Consider the following 18,220-nt stretch of genomic DNA (forward strand, 5'->3'; position numbering starts at 1 on the left):
AAACCATACGCGGCAGCCGCGTATGGTTTTTTTTACATTTCTTTTTTCAGTGTTTCAATTGCCTTTTCCATTTGCGTATCATTATCAGACAGCTTCTTTTGAAGTTCTATCATTAATTTCGTTGTTGTATCGCCAGTCAGTATGCCTGTTTCATTCAGCTTCTCTTTTTTCTGGAACTGTTTGACGACAGATACAAAATCCTGGTCATACATACTGTTAACCTTTACCTTGTAACCAAGTGCTTTGAGCATTTTCTGAGCCACTTTGACGTTTGTGCCTGTATCACCTGATTTGTACGTTTTATCTGCGTCCAAATACGGCAGCTTCGCGTAATCAGGCAGCTCTGCTTTCACTTGAGGCTTGATGCCTTTTTTGTGAATCCATTCGCCATCAGCAGTCAGCCATTTGGCAACTGTCAGTTTGACGGTAGAGCCATCATCATATTCTTTTGCCGTTTGTACTGTACCTTTGCCGAATGTCGTCTCGCCGATTAACGGTACGTTTGACGATTCATGAAGGGCAGCGGCCATAATTTCGGCTGCGCTTGCTGTACCGTCATTTACTAAAACGACGGTCGGCTTGGTCACTTTCCGTTCTTTTTCGGCCTTCATGACTTCTTTTGAACCGTTTTTGTATTCAACCTGCATGATGTTTTTCCCTTTATCAATGAACAGGTTGCTCATCGTAATCGCCTGTTCCATTAAGCCGCCCGGGTTGCCTCTCAAGTCTAAAATATAGCCTTTGGCGCCTTTTTTCTCTAAACTGTCAATCGCATCTGTCAGCTCTTTAGCTGTTGTTTCAGAGAAAGAAGTGATTTGAATTTCTCCGATGTTGTTGTCTTTCATCTCTGAATAGACAGTCTCTACAGGAATGGTATCGCGCTTAATGGAAAGATCGATATTCCCCACTCCCGCTCTGTTCAGTTCAAGCTTCACCTTTGTGCCCTTTTTGCCTCGGATTAAAGCGACGGCTTCATTTACATTCATGCCTTTTACGCTTTTTCCATTTACCTTAATGATTTGGTCCCTCGGTTTGATACCGGCTTTTTCAGCAGGTGAACCTTTAATTGGGGATACAATAAGGATTTCTCCGTCTTTCTCCTCTACTTGGGCTCCGATTCCTTCAAAAGATGCTGAAATCGTCTCGTCGAATGATTTCGCTTGCTCTTGATCCATATATGTAGAATACGGATCATCCAGTGATTGAATCATTCCTTTAATTGCTCCGTCTACTAATTTGTCATCATCTGTTTTTTGGTAATAATCACTTTTGATTTGCTCATACGCTTTATTTAATTTGTCGAACTTGCTGTCTCCTGTGCTTGCTGATTTTTGGCCCAGGATACTGGAATTGCCCGTAATAAATAAAGTAAGCGCCGAAGCGACAACTGCAGTGATCAGCACAATAAAAAACAGTTTTAACTGCCGTTTCAATTAAACACCACCTTTTTCTTCTTACATTATTATCATGGACGAATTCTTATTCGTCAACTCGGAGCAGAAATGAAAGAGAAACGCCCTTCTTTTGCTTTTCATAAACCTATGTCTTTATACGACATATGATAAGGAAAAAGGAGGATTCGATATTGAGCCGATATTTAGAAATGCTGTCCTTATTCGGTGTCGCAGGGGCGCACCCAGGCGGGCTGGCTTTTTCAAAAGCGGTCTTGCAAAAGGCTGCGCCCTCCCCGGATCAGCCGATTCTTGATGCCGGATGCGGAACAGGGCAAACGGCGGCTTATTTAGGACATTTGCTGTATCCTGTAACAGTCGTTGATAAAGATCCTATTATGCTTGAGAAAGCGAAAAAAAGATTTGCGAATGAAGGGCTTGCCATCCCTGCATATCAGGCGGAGCTGGAACATCTCCCGTTTTCTGCTGAGTCCTTTTCCTGCGTCCTGTCAGAATCGGTCCTCAGTTTTTCACGCCTGACATCCTCTCTTCAAGAAATTTCAAGAGTTTTAAAACCCGGCGGGATGCTGATTGGTATCGAAGCTGCTTTAAAAAAACCGATGCCCCCTGCAGAAAAGAAGCAAATGATGGATTTTTACGGATTTACTTGCTTACATGAAGAAAGCGAATGGCATAAACTCCTAAGATCCTATGGCTTTCAAAAAACAGAAGCGATGACACTTCTTCCGGAAGACATGGAATTTGAACCAACCACAGAAATGGATTTATCGCAAACGATTGATCCCATCTATTACGATACGCTTCAAACACATTATCAGCTCATGCAGTTATATAGTGAGTACATGGGTCATTGTATTTTTATCGCGTACAAGTAAAACGGCGTATCGCCCCCTGTTTTCGTCCAACCTTTTTTTCCTATCTATCATATGCTGATAGAAAGTCAGGATAGGAGGGGAACAATATTGGAGAGATATTATCATCTTTGCAAAAACCATCAAGGTAAAGTCGTCAGAATTACAGAGAGAGGCGGGAGAGTTCACGTCGGCAGAATTACCCGTGTAACAAGAGACAGAGTTTTTATAGCTCCGACCGGCGGAGGGCCAAGAGGTTTCGGTTACGGATATTGGGGCGGTTATTGGGGATACGGAGCAGCTTACGGTATTTCCCTCGGTTTAATTACAGGGGTCGCTCTTGCTGGTTTATTCTTCTGGTAAGCATAGAACAAATGCTAGATTCACCAGACACAATGAAGCCCGCTTATCTAGTGTAAGCGGGCTTTTCATTTTAAATTTTCTTCACTTTTTCAAAGTACTCTTCAAGCGTTAAATCATTATCTTGGATGACCTTTGCGGCTTTTTTGCCTACATAGCGCAGATGCCATGGCTCATATTCATATTTCGTGATATCTTCTTTATTTTTCGGATAGCGAATGATAAAGCCATATTTATAAGCATTGTCCTGCACCCATTTCCCGTCTGCCGTGCTTCCGAACGCTTCATTTAGCTCAAAGCCATTGCTCCGGCTCGAAATGTCCATCGCAAGGCCTGTTTGATGCTCGCTTTCACCCGGGTAAGCGACCGCTTCCTTTGCCTTCTTTTCCCCTTTTAGGCTTACTTCATTGTCAAAAATAACTTTCTGTCTGTCATACGAACGGTACCCTGAGACAGCTGCCAGTTCATAGCCTTCCTTTTTGGCAGCATCGAACATTGTTTTTAATGCGTCGGCCGCTTCTTTTCTGATGTAACGTTTTTGAATCTTTTCTTCAAAAGAAAACTCTACATCTGGTATGACAAGATCGCTAGGTTCATAGTTTCCGGGCAGTGCATATTGTTTATTGACAAGCGCGAGTATATTTTCTGGATTTTGAATGGTTTCCAGACCATCGACTTTTTTAATATCATTGAAATACTGGCTTTCCAATGAAAACTCACTGTTTTGAGTGTTTGATTTTTTGCTGTCAGCTGTTTTTTGTTCTGTTTGCTTTGTTTCTGCTGTGGTTTTCGTATCCTTTTGAGCATCTCCGTTCGACATACTGCAGCCGGCTCCGACTATTGCCGTTACACTCAGAGCGGCAGCCAGTGAGAACCATTTACCGGACTTTTTCATATTACATTACCTTCCTTTTATCAATCGTTTCCGCATTCATAAAGAAGAGGCTGCCGGCACCCAGCACGCCTCTTGATATATTTTATTGTGATACGGAATGTAAAGCCACTTCTATCATATCATGAAATGTCGTTTGACGCTCTTCCGCTGTCGTTTCTTCTCCTGTTAATACGTGATCACTCACGGTGAGAATTGACAGGGCTTTTCTTCCGTGCTTCGCTGCTAATGTATACAATGCAGTTGTTTCCATTTCAACGCCAAGCACACCGTATTTTGCAAGTTTTTCAATTTGCGAATCGTCGTTGTAGAACTGGTCAGCTGTAAATACGCTTCCTACAGTCACCGGCACACCTTTATCCTTTGCGGCATCATAGGCATTTTTTAAAAGCTCGAAATCTGCGCAAGGCGCAAAATCAATGCTTCCAAAAGCGACTCTGTTAATTTGTGAATCAGTTGAGGAGGTCATCGCCAAAATGACGTCTCGCACTTTGACATCTTTACGAATAGCGCCGCAAGAACCGACTCTTATTAGATTTTGCACATCGTAGCTTTGAATTAATTCATTCACATAAATTGAAATAGACGGAACGCCCATTCCCGTGCCTTGTACTGAGATTTTTTTACCTTTATATGTACCCGTAAATCCATACATGCCTCTGACTTCATTGTAGCATTCTACATTTTCAAGATACGTTTCTGCAATAAATTTTGCTCTGAGAGGATCTCCCGGCAAAAGCACTGTATCCGCAATTTGTCCTTTTTCAGCACCTATATGTACACTCATCTCATATCCTCCTGTAAATCTAAATTATCATCCAGCCCGTCCATTTTACAACGAATGTCATGATGAAACAAACTTCAGCATTGATTATAAAGGAATATGTCGAAAAAAGAAATGTTCGAGGATCTGTTAGGCACTTCCTCAGAAAAACGGATAATCGGGGTGTTAATTTGAAAACCTAACCGCAGGAAGGAGGGGTAGGACATGGGTAAAAAACATCGTAACCGGATCACCGGCCAAAAAAAGAACAATCATATACCTGAAAAAGATATCATTGCAGCTGAAGAAGCACACGGGAAAGAATATTCTGCTGCCAAACGCAAGCCTTAAAACTGCAGAAAACTGCGGGTTTCCGCAGTTTTCTTTTCATTATGTCGTTTGTACAATCAGACGATTGATTTTCCTCCAGCCGGCGGGAAGCAGTTGATAATATGTTTTCCCTTTTCTGCCTTCATCAATCAGGATCACGTCCCCTGTGGCCATGAATCTTGCATCATAATCACTCGGAACAGTGTCGAATACATTAAACAAAGAGAATGCTCTTTTCAGCACGTCTTGATGATCGCTCCCGTTCAGTTCAGTTCGATAGACGGCTCTGTAGCCCTTTTTTTCGCCAAACCGGGGTGTCTGAAATATTGTCACGTCATAGGAACAAGACTTCTTTTTAAACACGGATAACATCATCAAGATCCCCTCCCTCTTATTTCTTTAACATATTGGCGTTTTTGCTGTGTTTTCCTCTCTCTATTTTTGTCGAAACCGCTTAATCTTTTCGTCAAAACCTTTTACCAGGAAAAACAGAAGCAAGCCGAGACTGAAGCCTCCTAACACATCCGTCAAAAAATGAACCCCCAGATAGACTCTGCTTATGCCGACCAAAACAGTAATTACACCGGCTATGATATATACCATTTTTTTATGCTTGGACAAAAACGGGAGGTGTTTCACTAAAAAGTAAGCAATAACAGGATAGACACAAGCAGCATTCATGGAATGGCCGCTCGGAAAACTGAAGGATGATTCATGAACCAGCGGTGCAAAATCAGGCCTCACTCTTTCGATCCATTCTTTTAAGACTTTGTTTAACAGCCGATCTGTGCCGAATACTAAGAGCATCAACAGGCCGTCCCATGTTTTTCTGTAGAAAAACATGCCTGCTCCAATGATGGCAATTAGAGGGAGCAGAAAAGAAGAAGCACCAAGATGCGTGATCCCCGTCATGACTTCATTAAGCCATGGCTGACGGATCAAAACAGCTGCCTTGCTTATTGCTTCATCTGCAGATTGAACAGCATTTGTATGAATGGCCGCAGCTAGAATGAGAAAGAAAAGAAACAAGCTAACGGGCTTGTACAATTTAACCACCTCAATTTTCACAGAAGTCATAGAACACGAATAATAAAACCGGAGCTGACCGCTCCGGTTTTAAGCCTCACTCATCTTCATCCAGCTCTTCATCTATCATACATTTTTCTATCAAATAATCAAAGGTAATATCAGCGATTTCAAACAGCTCATCCTCACTCGGTATGTAGCCCCGTCTTGCAAGCTCTCTGTAAAAAAATTCAGCGATTTCTTCCGTATCAATCACAAGATCTATTTCTTTCATCTCCGTACCGCCTCCTTTTTTATGTTTTATGAAAAAACAGGCTGAATTATACCCGGTGTTCTAAACAATTCTTTCAGTCATATATTGAATAAAAAACGAGCCATGGGAGGCTGACGCTATGATTGCTAAAATGATGGAAGCACTGGACGGAGAAAGATTTGATATCATAATGGAAAAAACGCTCAAAGGAATGACGCGTGTGATGATTTGGGGCTGTCTGCCATATTTTTTATATGTCTTGATCCGTATGTTCACAAATTAACTGAAATGCTCTTTTAAACTTTCCAAAACAAACATCATCATGTCTTTATATTCTTCATCCTGAAACATTTCGTACAGAATTTTGTAGTCATTATAAATATCCAGAAGCTCATCAACAATTGACACAGCAAGGATGTGAAGGGTATCTTGATCTTCATCATCGCCTTCAAACTGAAGAAGAGCAGACGATGCGATATCTTCGCCGATCTCATGGCCAGTTTCTCCGACATAATGGACAAACAACAGCTGATGCACAAACTGGTCCATTTCATATTTTCTAAGCACCAGCGTGAGATCCTCTTCCTCCGTTTCAAGCCACTCTCCATCCTTTAAACGGGTCAGCTCATAAATGATATCTTCCCAGCCATCTTCTAAATATCTCCAAATTTCTGTTCTATGGCCGATAATGCGAAAGAGTTCTTTTCCATAATCTTTAACATAAACAACGTCCCCAATAAGGAATTCATACTCAATATCAAGCTTCTCCATGTCGACAATGACACCCTCATAATCTTTATAAAGCTGAATAGATGATTCAAAGTATAAAACTTCGTTATGATTGACTTCATAAAGATAGTGTTTATCAATTTGGTGTACTTTTGTGATGGTGCCGACTGTTCCATACATAATGACGACTACGATATCCCCTACTTGGAATTTCGGTTTATTTTGCTTCATGGTGTCTCCCCCTCGCCGCAACATTTCTCATACGCTATCGTATGCCGGGTGAAGCCAATTCGCATGGGCATGAAAACCAAAGGAAATATCCAATTATGGTATGGGGGACATAAAAAAATCCGCAGTGATCTGCGGATGAAACAGCTATTATCTGCCGTGCACTTCAGACTCGTATTGATCCCAAGCTTCATCAAACGTCGCCATCGTGTGAAGGTAATCAGCATTCAGCTCCAAATATGAACTGATTTCATGATAATCGGTTGAAGTTTTTGGAAAGCTGTGATCCTCATACGCCTGATTGGCAAATTCACTGATGCTGTCCTTCGGCTTAGGGTGTCTGTATTTCAATAAATAGTGATAAAAGGATTTCATGGGTTTCCCCTCCTGGTGTCTGTCTTTTGTTGTTCTATTATACAGTTCAAGTGTAAAATTACAACAAAAGAATACTGAAACATGACTCAGGAGAAGTCAAAATAGTTGCGTTTCAAAATTCTTTCTGTCTCCATGAGCTGCTGATATGTCAGGCTTTCAGGCAGTTTTTTTGTTTGAATTAAAAGCAGCTGATCCTCAATCTCCTTAACCGTGTTTTCCTCTTGATAGGTCATACCGCAGGAAGAACATACCATGGCAGGAGTGTCTGTCAGTTCTATAGCCCTCGTTCCATCAGGAAGCTCCCAGTACACCGTGTTCCTGCCGGGCACCGCTTCAAGCTCGCCGCACCATTCGCATGTTTTCATGAAGAATCCCCTCCGCATTCAGTCTCTTTCTGTTTTTTCTGCTGCGCCAAAAATTTCTTTTCTTTGAGCTGATCTCTTTTCTCACGCCGATCTTTTAATGTTTCATGCTCCGGATTTGCGATGTATGCCTCTCTCCTTTTGATTCTGTCTACATTTTCAGGTGTAAACGAAACTTCTTTGTCAGCAAAAATGGCACTCAGCCCGATCGGCTCCTTTTTGTCAGCGGTTTCAGGGAAAACGGACTCAAAATAGGCGTCTGCCTGATTGGGGATATAATTCTCTGGTTCCGGATATGACGTAATCACACCTTCAAAATTTCTTAAGATCACTTTGTCAGGACTTTGTGACAGGACATAGTTTGGCTGCAGGGCGATTTTACCTCCTCCGCCTGGTGCGTCAACGACAAAGGTAGGAACCGCATAGCCTGAGGTATGACCTCTCAGCCCTTCAATGATCTCTAAACCTTTGGAAACAGGAGCTCTGAAATGCCCGATTCCTTCTGACAGATCACATTGGTAAATATAATAAGGACGGACTCTGATTTTTACCAAGTCATGCATGAGCTTTTTCATAATTGGAACCGAATCATTAATACCTGCTAATACGACAGCCTGATTTCCGACCGGCACTCCCGCGTTCACCAGCTTTTCACATGCCTTAACGGATTCTTCTGTCATTTCGATGCTTGTGTTAAAATGGGTGTTCAGCCAGACCGGATGATATTTTTTCAATATCTCGCACAGATGATCGGTAATGCGCTGCGGAAAGACGACGGGCGCTCTTGTTCCGATTCTGATGACTTCCAGATGCGGAATGCTGCGCAGCTCTTTTAAAATATATTCTAAAATTTGGTCGTTGATGAGCAACCCATCACCGCCTGAAATTAAACAATCGCGGATTTCAGGTGTTTCCCGGATATAAGCAATTGCAGCATCAAGCTGTTTTTTAGGGACGCCCATTCCGATTTGTCCGGAAAAGCGCCTTCTTGTGCAGTAGCGGCAGTACATGGAACATTGATTCGTGACAAGAAACAGCACACGGTCGGGATAGCGGTGTGTCAGACCGGGTACCGGTGAATCTTCATCCTCATGAAGCGGGTCTTCCAGATCGTATTTTGTTTTGTGCATTTCTTCAGAAAGCGGCACAGACTGCATGCGTATCGGGCATCTCGGATTGTCGGGGTCCATTAAAGAAGCATAGTAAGGTGTAATATTTAAGGGGATCGTTTTAGTAGAAATTCTGACGCCTTCCTCTTCATCCTCAGTCAGATTGATGACTTTCTTTAAATCATCTAACGTTCTTACAGTATGTGTCAGCTGCCAAAGCCAATCGTTCCATTTCTCTTCCGGAACGTCCTTCCATAACTCGATCTCCTTCCAATGCCGTTTCGGTTTATACCATTTGTTTTTCAAACGAATTCCTCCTCGCGCATATTTTGACTTACAGTTGCTTGCACCAAATATTCATGTTTTCAAGGCCTTCGGCTATAAAGCAATTATTGATCAGCCTTCCGCCATACTGATAACCTGAATGGTACAACACAGCATTCATCCCAAAAGACGAAGCACGGGCGAGAGAAAATACATGAAAGATATCCTTTCCAGCCATTTCTTTTTCTAACGCCTCGATTAAAAAGCTTGTTAACGAATGGCCGCGATATTCCGGCAGCACAGCGCAATCGGTTATTTCTGCATGCCCAAGCTCTGGATTGATTTCTGCGCTTGCTGCGCTGATCAGGCGGTCATGATCAAGCATGATATAATACACCGTATTTGCATTCATCGTCTTTTCAATATAAGCGGGGTCAAATACCGGTGTTGGGTACGTGCGGAATACTTTTTTATACAGCATCGATAGCTGGTACATGTCGTTTGTTTCTGCTTTTCTCATCGTAAAAACGGGTGTACTGTCGTTGCGAAGACGGGGCGCTGTGCGATATATGGCTTCGATGATCTCCTGTTCCTCTGTATAAGAATCTGTTTGTCTCCGGCTTTCTGAAAGGTAACGTACCATGACACAAGCCGAATGGCCGAGATAATAGCCCTTTAGATAGCCCTCCGGCGCAAATAATTGTTTGGCAAGCATTGGCTCATCATGCTGCTTCGCATAGACGATGATTTTTTCTGCATTCTCTTCTTTTGCCGCTGCCACGATATCCGGCAGGGCCTTCTCAATGGCTCCGTCATAACGGACCACTCTGATTCGTTTATTAAAACCGTCATGGTCCAAAACTGCTGTGACACCGCTACTCTTTATTGACTTGAGCATCCGCATCCTCCCCATCTGTATGAAGCCCGCACCAATCCATGACAAAAAGTGCAATAATTTTAGCAGATTCTATCATGGCTTCAACCTCAATGTATTCATTGGCCTGATGAGCCGTTTTTGTTTCCCCCGGCCCGAAAACGATTACTGGTGTATCTCCTGCATGGTACAAAAGCCCTCCATCCGTTCCCCACGGGGAAGCCTCAATAATCGGCTCTGTCTGTTTCATTTTTTGATAGGCTGATTGCAGCACAGAAATTAAAGGGTGATCATCAGGTAAATCATTCGGCAGCCATTGAGCGCCAAACCATTCTACTTGTACGGGATGACGTTTAAACCATTCGTCATGGTATTCTAAATCCTTCAGCCAGTTTTCCAATTCAAGTTTTACAGCTTCTGGTTTCTCATGGGGAGCAATTCCGCATCTCCCTTCTATGACGACACGGTCTGCAACTGAAGATGGCCAGGCACCGCCTGAGATGGTGCCGATATTCACCGGTACCGGTATTGGGATATTGTCATACAGCGGATCTGAAATTCTCGCATTGCGGACTTTCTCCAGCTCTTGTATCGCTGTGATAACGTGCATGCTTTTTTCAATCGCGCTTACCCCTTCATAGCGTGTGCCCCCATGTGCGGATAATCCCTTCACAGTGATCCGAAACCACATCGAACCCTGCTGCTTAATAAATAGTTTCATATTCGTCGGTTCAGGAATCAGCGCCCCGTCAGCACGATAGCCTCTCATGATGGCGGACAGTGTACCGGCGCCGCCGCACTCTTCATCTACAACACTCTGAAACAATACATCTCCCTTCAGTTTGACATCGCAGGCGTGCAGGGCTTCTAAAGCAAAAAGAAGGGCTGTATTGCCTCCCTTCATATCCGTTGAGCCGCGGCCGTATATTTTACCGTTTTCTTCGACAGCTTGATACGGTTCATACTTCCAATCCTTTACGCTTCCTTCAGGCACAACATCGATATGGCCGTTCAAAATCAGGGACCTGCCTCCGCCGGCTCCCGTTTTTTTAGCCACGATATTCGGGCTCTCATGAAAATCGGATCGGTTAGATTTAAAGTAGGGATGCTGCTTTAATTGCTTTATGCTTGGCTCCCATACATCAATGTCCATATGAAATTGCCGCAGCTTTTCAAGCACAACAGCTTGGGCGTTAAACTCTGACCCCAATGTGCTTTTTTCCCCAATCAGCCTTTTGAGAAGACGAATGGCTTTGGCCGAATGCTGCTCAAGCCACCCGATTACTTTTCTTTCAATGTCTTGCATCCTCATTCCCCCTCTTAAGAAAAAGGCATATCTATTTTGATTTCAGCTTCTGTCAGCCTCGTCACCTCATCGATTGTCGAGCCATTCATCAGCTCTTTTAAAATGAAGTGATGGCTATCGACCTCAAGAACCGCTTTTTCGGTAATAATCAAATCTACACAGCCTGCAGCAGTTAATGGCAGCGTACATCTTTCTGTTAATTTAGGCCTTCCCTTTTGATCTGTATGACTCATGACAACAACCACTTTTTTCGCTTTTTGGGCAAGCTCCATCGCCCCGCCCATACCAGGCACCTTTTTTCCCGGAACAAGCCAATTTGCCAAATCTCCTGATTGGCTCACCTGCAGGGCGCCTAAAATCGTAATGTCAATTTTGCCTTTTCTGATCATCGCAAAAGACATGGTTGCATCAAAATAAGAAGCCCCTTTTACAGCGCGGACAGGATATCCCGCGGCGTTGCATAAATGCGCATCCTCTTCTCCCTTTTCGGGACTTTCTCCAATGCCAAGGACACCGTTTTCCGCTTGAAACATGACCTGCATGTCAGGCTTCAAAAAGTTCGGTACCAAGGATGGGATACCGATACCGAGATTCACAATCATGCCCTGCTTAATTTCAGCAGCAGCGCGTTTTGCAATCTGTTCTCTTTCTGCTACTCCCAAGCCCATTTCCACTTCACTCCCTCGCTTCGTACAACCCCCTCAACAAAAACCCCCGGTGTGACAATCATTTCTTCAGAAATCTCACCTTTCGGAACGATACGCTCAGCTTCGGCAAAGGTTCTCCTGGCGGCCATTGCCATAAGCGGGTTCATATTGCGCGCGGTTTTGTCATACGTTAGATTGCCGAATTCATCTGCAATGTAAGCATTGATGAAAGCAAAATCAGCCGTCAGCGCCTCTTCAATCAAGTATCGTTTTCCCGCCACTGTTACGATGTCCTTTTTTTCGCAAACCATTTGATTATCAATGCCCACGTCGGTTAAAATACCGCCAAGCCCCGCTCCGCCGGCGCGAATCCGTTCCGCAAGCGTTCCCTGAGGTGAAAATTGAACCTCTAACGTCCCCTCTGTCATCTGTTTTCCGGCTACAGGATTGGAACCGATATGCGAGGCGATCAGGGTTTTGACCCGTTGATTAACAATAAGCGGGCCGATCCCGATATCCGGGAAACCGGCGTCATTGCAAATCACAGTTAAATCCGTTACACCGCTGTCCAATATCGCTTCAATCAATGAAGGAGGCGACCCGACTCCCCCAAAACCGCCAAACATCAGAACCGATCCATCCCGAACATCTGCAATTGCTGTGTCAATGCTGATTGCTTTTTGAAATGGCGCCATTTAATGTCAATCCTTTTTTAAGTTTTTTTCGACCGCTGCAACTGTTTCTGAAAAAATAGAGATAAGCTCTTCCATTTCACCGTCTGAAATAGTAAAAGGAGGAGCAATAATGACAGCATCTCCTTCTCCACTGTCTATTCCAGCTTTGGAAGGATAAACAATCAGCCCGCGTTTTTTCGCCTCGCTGACAATAAGCTGGGTTATCGCCTGCTCTGGCAGAAACACTTTCTTCGTTTTTTGGTCTGCCACAAATTCAATGCCTAATAGCAGTCCTTTTCCGCGCACCTCACCTATAATGCCGCTTTGAGATGCCGCCTCATCAAGCTTCTTCTTCAGCACAGCGCCCTTTTTTTCTGATTGTTTGATCAAGCCGTGCTTTAACACATATCGCAAAACTTCAAGAGCAGCTTTGGCTGAATAGGGATGTGCACTATATGTGTGACCGCTCATAATCACACCTGACCCTTGTTTTATGGTTTCAATAATAGAATCAGATACGACGGCAGCAGCAATAGGTGCATACCCCGCACCGAGTCCCTTCCCCAGTACAGCAATATCAGGTACGGTATCCCAATGCTCTGTCGCGAGCATCCTTCCTGTTCTCCCAAGCCCCGTCATCACTTCATCTGCAATAAAAAGCACATCGTGTGTGCGGCATACCTCACTTAATCTCTCATAATATCCCGGAGGCGGAGTAATCGCTGCTCCTGCAGCACCAATAATAGGCTCAGCCACAAAGCCGGCGATGAATTGGCTTCCGATTCTTTTGATCATGGTGTCCAGTTCATCAGCTGCAGTCTGAACAAATTCTTCTTCCGTCTCGTGATTCAGCCGATAAATATGTGGAGCTGAGATAGCTGGATACCGCTCAATGAGATGGGTGAACCGGTATCTCCTTTCATAAAAACCAGACAATGAAAGCGCTCCCAAAGTTATTCCGTGGTAACTGCTCCATCGAGACAAAAAGATGGATTTTTGTGTTTGCTTTTTTTCCTGCCAATACTGAATGGCGATTTTCATAGCTGTTTCTATCGCTTCTGACCCGCTGTTGACAAAAAAAGACCAATTCACATCTCCGGGCAGCTCCTGTGCCAAGAGAGCGGCTAATTGCTCGGCGGGCTCACTCGTAAACTGTGAGCGGTAAGCAAAAGACACCTGATCAAGCTGTTCTTTCAGCTTCTCAGTCACATCACGAACTCCGTGGCCGATATTACATGTCACCGCACCTGACGAGCCGTCGAGATATTTTTTTCCGGTCTGATCATAAACATATGAACCCTTCGCATAACTGACAACCGGATAGGCCGAGCTAAGCTCTGGCTTAATCAAATAACTGCTCATGCTCCCACCTCAAAACCCCTTTTACCATATTGTATGAGTGTCCAAATGGCGGCATGACGTTCCCCGCAAAAACTTTTTCACATAAAAAGAGCCTTCCTAATAGGGAAGGCTCTTTTGAAATTTCAGCATCTAGCAAATAAAAGCGGCTCCAACAATAATTAATAAAATGAACAAGACAACAATTAACACAAATGTATTTGTCCCGCAGCCAAATCCGTAACCGTACCCAGAGTATCCATACATGCTGTTTTCATCCTTTCTTATCACGATATACGGCATTTTATGCGGGCCAAGTCCCAAATGGTTTGTGCAAACGCCTATTTCATGTAAGGAAATAATGAAATACAGTATGCACCCGCTCATATTTTTTAAACGTCAGCTTTTCGTAAAACTGAGTTGCACCGTCAGTGCTTGCAGCCACTAAGTAGGCTGCTTCCATTCCTAGTGATTTGGCGATGGACAGCATTTCTTTCACTAAGATACTGCCGTAGCCCTTCCTTTGAAACTGATCTAAAATTGCCACTTCTTCGATTTTAGCCGTTTTCTCTTGATGATCGATAAACAGCTCGCCGCACCCAATGGGAACTTTCTGTGCCTGGTCGCTGTAACAAACAACAAGAATGATTATACCTGCTTCATAGAAAGGATATTTTCTTTTTAATTTTTGTTCAGCGATTGCTTCTCCAATATAAATGGAATCGTAAATTTTCATAATAGAAGATCCGTCGAAAAGACTTTTTGCCGTCCCCCATGCGGTTAAAGGATGTCCCATCTGCCCCTTCCAGTCACTAAGCTTCATGTCATATAGTAGCTCATCCTCGACGACAAAACCGCTTTTTACAAGCGACTGCTTCAAACCGAGCGGAAAAACATGCTGCGGCGACGCTTTTAAATGGAGATAATTCGCATCAAGCAGCTTTGGTACGGAGGGCAAAAAATTCAATAACCGCTCCAATGGAAACGTATCATGGAGCTGAACAAAGTTATGAGAAAAAATGTGTGGAAGCTGCGGATCTCTGTATACGCTGTAATGATCAAACGATGCCGATTCAGACGTTAACAATATATATTGATGTTCCGTTTTTGAATAATGTCCTGTCATGAACGTCTCCTTTTTATGACCTATACCTTTACTCTGTTGCAATATTCAATTTCTTTATAATCTCATCGTACACCGGATAAAACGGCTTTCCAATTGGAAATTGCTGAATATTTAGGAAAGAAGCGGAGATTGGCTTCTGATGTAAAAAAAACTTCCTTGTTACTTGTTCACTAATCGGGTGAAAGACGCCGTTTAGAAACAAAAACGGCTCGCGTTCGATGAAAAACAGACGTCGGCCAGGCGGATTTTTGATCAATTCAGATCGTTTCCACGTAATCGGCGGCCCTTCCGGAAGCGCCTCCATTTCTTCTTTTCCAATTGTCACTATGTCTTTTCTTTGAAATTGATAAAATTGAAACGCATACTGGTCCACAATTCGCCTTTTTTTTCCGGCTTCGATATAAAATATTGCAGGATGGTCAGCTTCCTTTACTAAAATATAATTCGGAATGTTTAAAATTTTGCCAATCCTATATTGGAATAAATATGGGTCTGGAACAGCGACAGTCCGATTTAGATACAAAAAACCCCACTTTTCTCCAACAGGATGCCTTACACCCTGATCAAAAAAATACACATTTTGATCTGAACCTTTTACAAAAGAGCCGTCAATCAAATCGGCGGGCAGAAACCGATATGCATTTTGAAATGAATCTGGGGTTTTATAGGTTGTGTCTAATACTTCATTTATCGGCAGAAATGGGGTAAAGTTGTTGAGTCTCGCCCAAAAAATTGCGTCGCCATGATTCCAATGCTTCATATCATCATCCCAGTAGCCTCCAAATTTATGGTGGATGAGATTAAGTAACGAATGGCGATGCATAACGGAGCAATGATCAACTTGAAAAGCGGCCTGATCAAGCACTGCATTGGCATTTCTGTAGAAATGTGAGATTTCCTCTCCCCTTTCGTTTACATGTACAACTTTTTGTTTTGAATAGACCGCCTGCGCTTCAGGCTTATGTGAAAACTCTTGCACCATACGGCTCAGCCGCTCAGGATGATAAACAGTGTCGTCAGTAAGATAGGAAATGTAATCGCCGTCTGCAAATGGGAGCGCACTGTTAATTAATGTGGCATAACGGGCTGTTTTTAATCGATCTGCAGGATGCACGAAACTGTTATGATATTGAATGCGCCGGTCATGGAGATACTTGTGAATCACCGCAGTTGTTTCTGCATTCGAATGATCATCCATGATAAAAAGCTCCCAAAGATCATGCGTTTGCTGTATCACGCTTTCGATCGCTTTTTGCAAATAATCGGGTTTGTTGTAACTTGTTAAAATAATAGACACTTTCTCTCCCATCTATACCGCCTCCCGCCGTCAAACATAAAAACGGCTCCGCAGCAAGCAGAGCCTCTGTCATCATTTAAAAAGCACCCCAGCTTACAACACTTGAGAGTGAAACATGAGATCTCGTGTTATTTAACGGGTTTTGGAAAATAACCAAATCAGTCAGAACTTCTTTTACGATGACATTTTGAAGTGTATCTCCGTTGATCAAATTGACTTTTGAAACCGGTACGCCCAGCTCTTTTGCAAAAACAAGCTGGCGTCTGAGGTCAGATGGATTTCCTTCAGAAGACGATTGACGTATAAGCAGAATCAGCAAAAGCAAAATAAAATGCAGATCATCTTGGTTTTCTTCTCGATCCACTTGTTTCTCTAAATCCAAATCATCCCTCTCCCTTATCCTTATCTCTGTTTCACAATATGTGCGACTTCGATTTATGGTATAGGCTATGTCCACTCCATTAAAAAATCAGCATTTTCCTTAAATAGATGAAAAATAGATCAGGTACGGCGTTCGACTCATACCAAATAACAGCCGGAAGAATATGAATAACGTGAGTTCACTATCGAATAGGAGGTGTGTGTAATGAGCTCTGAAAATGCACAGTTAAAAAAGGATTTAATTAAAGCCGTTTTAAGCCCTTTATTTCCAACTGCAACAGAAGGAGGAGAAAATATGGATAGTAATCTTAAAGCCTTGCTTGATGCTGCCATCGATCAAAAAGTAGATGAAAGTGAAACGGTTACGGCAGAATCTATTTTAGACCCTTCTCTTCCGGCAAGATGGATTTTTGCCAGAATTACGCCAGGCACGACAATCAGCATTGTGACTGATTCAGGTGACATGATCGGACCGGTTGTTTTCGTTGCTTTCGATCAGGTTCACGGGATCGTATTTGTAACACAGGAAAGCTCCGTCACTCCGGCAGGCCAAGCTACAACATTAATTGATGTAGACAAAGTAGAAAGCGTTACGTTCTTTTCATAACATCCGATGAAAGTCTTGTATATCCAGTCGGGATACGGAGGAATATACAGTTATTTTGATCGCTGGGCTGAAGAATGTTTTCAGAACACTCATACAGAGTATATGATTGCAGATAAACCTGAAGCAGAATCTTTGATGAAGATCGAAGCGTTTCAGCCGGATTTCACACTTATGATGGTTGGAGACCGCGTTCCTCACGACTGGCTGACCTGGTTAAAGGGTAAGGATATCCCCGTGTATGTTTGGCTGACCGAAGACCCATTTTATATGGATATCAGCCTTCAGGTAATTAAGCTTGCTGACGCCATATTAACGATAGAACAAAATGCAGCTCTCTACTATCAAGAGCTCGGCTACCAGAACGTCTATTATGTTCCGATACCAGTTAACCATCGGCTGTTTAAAAAAATGGGCACCGAACATTCCTATCATTCAAATCTGTTAATCATCGGCTATCCTTACCCTAATCGGGTTCAGCTTATGAAAGAAGCGGTCCATCTGCCATTCACGGTTCGGGTAATCGGCAAGGAATGGGGAAAATATCTGCCTAAAAAAGTGCTCAAACAGCCGCATATTGATGTCGTCAGCACATGGGTTCCACCCGAACAGGCCGTTCATTATTATAATGGGGCAGACATCGTAATTAATGCGCATCGTCCCTATCATTTTGCTTTCAACCAAAATACTATGCGCATCAAAAATACCAGTTTTAATAACCGAACGTTTGATATCGCTGCATGCGAAGCATTTCAATTAACAGATTTACCCGCGGCACATCCTTTTTCATCCTTTATTTCTTATCACGGCATGAACGACTTTAAGGAAAAAGCCGCTTTCTATATCTACCACCCTGAAGAACGGCAAAAAGCTGCAGCAGCCAATTATAAAGAGACCGTACCCGCATTTACGTTTGATGAGCTTCCTGCAAAACTAAAAGCGATTCATCTGGCGCTTTCTTGAAAAATCGTTCATTGCTATGAACGATTTTTTTATTCATAGAAAAAAGCAGCTGCACA

The 18,220-nt window shown here is 43.1% G+C and carries 26 protein-coding genes; 6 read left to right on the top strand and 20 right to left on the bottom strand.

Annotated elements, in window-relative coordinates:
- Nucleotides 1-32: 32 nt before the first annotated feature.
- Nucleotides 33-1,433, bottom strand: coding sequence for a carboxy-terminal processing protease CtpA (gene ctpA / locus MKX71_RS10585; protein ID WP_003231186.1), 1,401 nt, complete (start codon nt 1,431-1,433; stop codon nt 33-35).
- A 152-nt stretch (nt 1,434-1,585) separates the two neighbouring features.
- Here ctpA and MKX71_RS10590 point away from each other — a divergent pair, with 152 nt between their 5' ends.
- Complete coding sequence (locus tag MKX71_RS10590) at nt 1,586-2,287, top strand: class I SAM-dependent methyltransferase (RefSeq protein ID WP_015251882.1); 702 nt, start codon at nt 1,586-1,588, stop codon at nt 2,285-2,287.
- 87 nt (nt 2,288-2,374) lie between these two features.
- Nucleotides 2,375-2,626, top strand: coding sequence for a hypothetical protein (locus MKX71_RS10595; protein WP_014477099.1), 252 nt, complete (start codon nt 2,375-2,377; stop codon nt 2,624-2,626).
- Nucleotides 2,627-2,696: 70 nt separating this feature from the next.
- Here MKX71_RS10595 and ldcB read toward each other — a convergent pair whose 3' ends face one another.
- Together ldcB and deoD are read right to left on the bottom strand one after the other, a co-directional pair.
- Nucleotides 2,697-3,518 (bottom strand): LD-carboxypeptidase LdcB, encoded by an 822-nt coding sequence (gene ldcB, locus MKX71_RS10600; protein ID WP_014480046.1) that lies wholly within the window; start codon nt 3,516-3,518, stop codon nt 2,697-2,699.
- 82 nt (nt 3,519-3,600) lie between these two features.
- Nucleotides 3,601-4,302: a purine-nucleoside phosphorylase gene (gene deoD / locus MKX71_RS10605; protein ID WP_339231012.1), complete on the bottom strand. Its 702-nt coding sequence runs from the start codon at nt 4,300-4,302 to the stop codon at nt 3,601-3,603.
- Between the two features lie 201 nt (nt 4,303-4,503).
- Here deoD and MKX71_RS10610 point away from each other — a divergent pair, with 201 nt between their 5' ends.
- Nucleotides 4,504-4,629 carry a hypothetical protein gene (locus tag MKX71_RS10610; RefSeq protein ID WP_003231174.1) on the top strand — a complete coding sequence of 42 codons (126 nt, stop codon included), beginning with the start codon at nt 4,504-4,506 and terminating at the stop codon, nt 4,627-4,629.
- 39 nt (nt 4,630-4,668) lie between these two features.
- Here MKX71_RS10610 and yodL read toward each other — a convergent pair whose 3' ends face one another.
- The 3 genes from yodL to MKX71_RS10625 form a co-directional block, all read right to left on the bottom strand.
- Nucleotides 4,669-4,983: a shape determination protein YodL gene (yodL, locus tag MKX71_RS10615; RefSeq protein WP_004399431.1), complete on the bottom strand. Its 315-nt coding sequence runs from the start codon at nt 4,981-4,983 to the stop codon at nt 4,669-4,671.
- A gap of 60 nt (nt 4,984-5,043) precedes the next feature.
- A complete protein-coding gene (pgpB, locus tag MKX71_RS10620) occupies nt 5,044-5,655 on the bottom strand; it encodes a phosphatidylglycerophosphatase PgpB (RefSeq protein ID WP_192857783.1) in 612 nt (203 codons plus the stop codon).
- A gap of 76 nt (nt 5,656-5,731) precedes the next feature.
- Nucleotides 5,732-5,908 (bottom strand): YozD family protein, encoded by a 177-nt coding sequence (locus MKX71_RS10625; RefSeq protein ID WP_003231166.1) that lies wholly within the window; start codon nt 5,906-5,908, stop codon nt 5,732-5,734.
- Nucleotides 5,909-6,026: 118 nt separating this feature from the next.
- On the opposite strand from MKX71_RS10625, the gene MKX71_RS10630 reads away from it, so the two are divergent.
- Nucleotides 6,027-6,170 carry a hypothetical protein gene (locus tag MKX71_RS10630; protein ID WP_003231164.1) on the top strand — a complete coding sequence of 48 codons (144 nt, stop codon included), beginning with the start codon at nt 6,027-6,029 and terminating at the stop codon, nt 6,168-6,170.
- Here the strand turns inward: MKX71_RS10630 and MKX71_RS10635 are convergent.
- From MKX71_RS10635 to cgeC, 14 genes are all read right to left on the bottom strand, one after another.
- Nucleotides 6,167-6,847 carry a hypothetical protein gene (locus MKX71_RS10635; RefSeq protein WP_014477102.1) on the bottom strand — a complete coding sequence of 227 codons (681 nt, stop codon included), beginning with the start codon at nt 6,845-6,847 and terminating at the stop codon, nt 6,167-6,169. The genes MKX71_RS10630 and MKX71_RS10635 overlap by 4 nt on opposite strands.
- Before the next feature lie 147 nt (nt 6,848-6,994).
- Nucleotides 6,995-7,219 (bottom strand): YozE family protein, encoded by a 225-nt coding sequence (locus tag MKX71_RS10640; protein WP_003231160.1) that lies wholly within the window; start codon nt 7,217-7,219, stop codon nt 6,995-6,997.
- A gap of 86 nt (nt 7,220-7,305) precedes the next feature.
- On the bottom strand, nt 7,306-7,584 hold the full coding sequence (locus MKX71_RS10645; protein ID WP_004399539.1) for a YokU family protein: 279 nt from the start codon (nt 7,582-7,584) through the stop codon (nt 7,306-7,308).
- Nucleotides 7,581-8,996 carry a lysine 2,3-aminomutase gene (gene ablA, locus MKX71_RS10650; protein WP_326132166.1) on the bottom strand — a complete coding sequence of 472 codons (1,416 nt, stop codon included), beginning with the start codon at nt 8,994-8,996 and terminating at the stop codon, nt 7,581-7,583. Before ablA ends, MKX71_RS10645 begins: the two co-directional genes overlap by 4 nt.
- A 28-nt stretch (nt 8,997-9,024) precedes the next feature.
- Nucleotides 9,025-9,852: a putative beta-lysine N-acetyltransferase gene (gene ablB, locus MKX71_RS10655; protein ID WP_015251880.1), complete on the bottom strand. Its 828-nt coding sequence runs from the start codon at nt 9,850-9,852 to the stop codon at nt 9,025-9,027.
- On the bottom strand, nt 9,830-11,140 hold the full coding sequence (locus MKX71_RS10660) for a peptidase (RefSeq protein ID WP_116316638.1): 1,311 nt from the start codon (nt 11,138-11,140) through the stop codon (nt 9,830-9,832). Before MKX71_RS10660 ends, ablB begins: the two co-directional genes overlap by 23 nt.
- 8 nt (nt 11,141-11,148) lie before the next feature.
- Entirely contained in the window at nt 11,149-11,802 is a 654-nt protein-coding gene (locus MKX71_RS10665; RefSeq protein WP_116316637.1) for a 3-oxoacid CoA-transferase subunit B, read from the bottom strand.
- Entirely contained in the window at nt 11,787-12,476 is a 690-nt protein-coding gene (locus MKX71_RS10670) for a CoA transferase subunit A (protein WP_029318023.1), read from the bottom strand. The genes MKX71_RS10665 and MKX71_RS10670 overlap by 16 nt, the downstream gene beginning before the upstream one ends.
- A 6-nt stretch (nt 12,477-12,482) precedes the next feature.
- On the bottom strand, nt 12,483-13,817 hold the full coding sequence (locus MKX71_RS10675) for an aspartate aminotransferase family protein (RefSeq protein WP_273796641.1): 1,335 nt from the start codon (nt 13,815-13,817) through the stop codon (nt 12,483-12,485).
- A complete protein-coding gene (locus MKX71_RS10680; RefSeq protein ID WP_003230835.1) occupies nt 13,798-13,953 on the bottom strand; it encodes a hypothetical protein in 156 nt (51 codons plus the stop codon). Before MKX71_RS10680 ends, MKX71_RS10675 begins: the two co-directional genes overlap by 20 nt.
- Complete coding sequence (yoyG, locus tag MKX71_RS10685; protein ID WP_003218179.1) at nt 13,947-14,060, bottom strand: YhzE/YjcZ family sporulation protein YoyG; 114 nt, start codon at nt 14,058-14,060, stop codon at nt 13,947-13,949. The genes MKX71_RS10680 and yoyG overlap by 7 nt, the downstream gene beginning before the upstream one ends.
- A gap of 79 nt (nt 14,061-14,139) precedes the next feature.
- Nucleotides 14,140-14,919 (bottom strand): spore maturation N-acetyltransferase CgeE, encoded by a 780-nt coding sequence (cgeE, locus tag MKX71_RS10690; protein WP_038429179.1) that lies wholly within the window; start codon nt 14,917-14,919, stop codon nt 14,140-14,142.
- Nucleotides 14,920-14,947: 28 nt separating this feature from the next.
- Complete coding sequence (gene cgeD / locus MKX71_RS10695) at nt 14,948-16,228, bottom strand: spore maturation glycosyltransferase CgeD (RefSeq protein WP_339231021.1); 1,281 nt, start codon at nt 16,226-16,228, stop codon at nt 14,948-14,950.
- A gap of 64 nt (nt 16,229-16,292) precedes the next feature.
- Nucleotides 16,293-16,598, bottom strand: a complete 306-nt coding sequence (gene cgeC / locus MKX71_RS10700; protein ID WP_003230826.1) for a spore maturation protein CgeC — start codon at nt 16,596-16,598, stop codon at nt 16,293-16,295.
- 204 nt (nt 16,599-16,802) lie between these two features.
- On the opposite strand from cgeC, the gene cgeA reads away from it, so the two are divergent.
- On the top strand, nt 16,803-17,204 hold the full coding sequence (cgeA, locus tag MKX71_RS10705) for a spore crust protein CgeA (RefSeq protein WP_003230824.1): 402 nt from the start codon (nt 16,803-16,805) through the stop codon (nt 17,202-17,204).
- Between the two features lie 6 nt (nt 17,205-17,210).
- Nucleotides 17,211-18,164, top strand: coding sequence for a spore maturation protein CgeB (gene cgeB / locus MKX71_RS10710; RefSeq protein WP_015251872.1), 954 nt, complete (start codon nt 17,211-17,213; stop codon nt 18,162-18,164).
- The last annotated feature ends 56 nt before the right edge of the window (nt 18,165-18,220 follow it).

This window comes from Bacillus sp. FSL M8-0071 (assembly GCF_037975455.1).
GTDB classification, from domain to species: Bacteria; Bacillota; Bacilli; order Bacillales; family Bacillaceae; genus Bacillus; species Bacillus subtilis.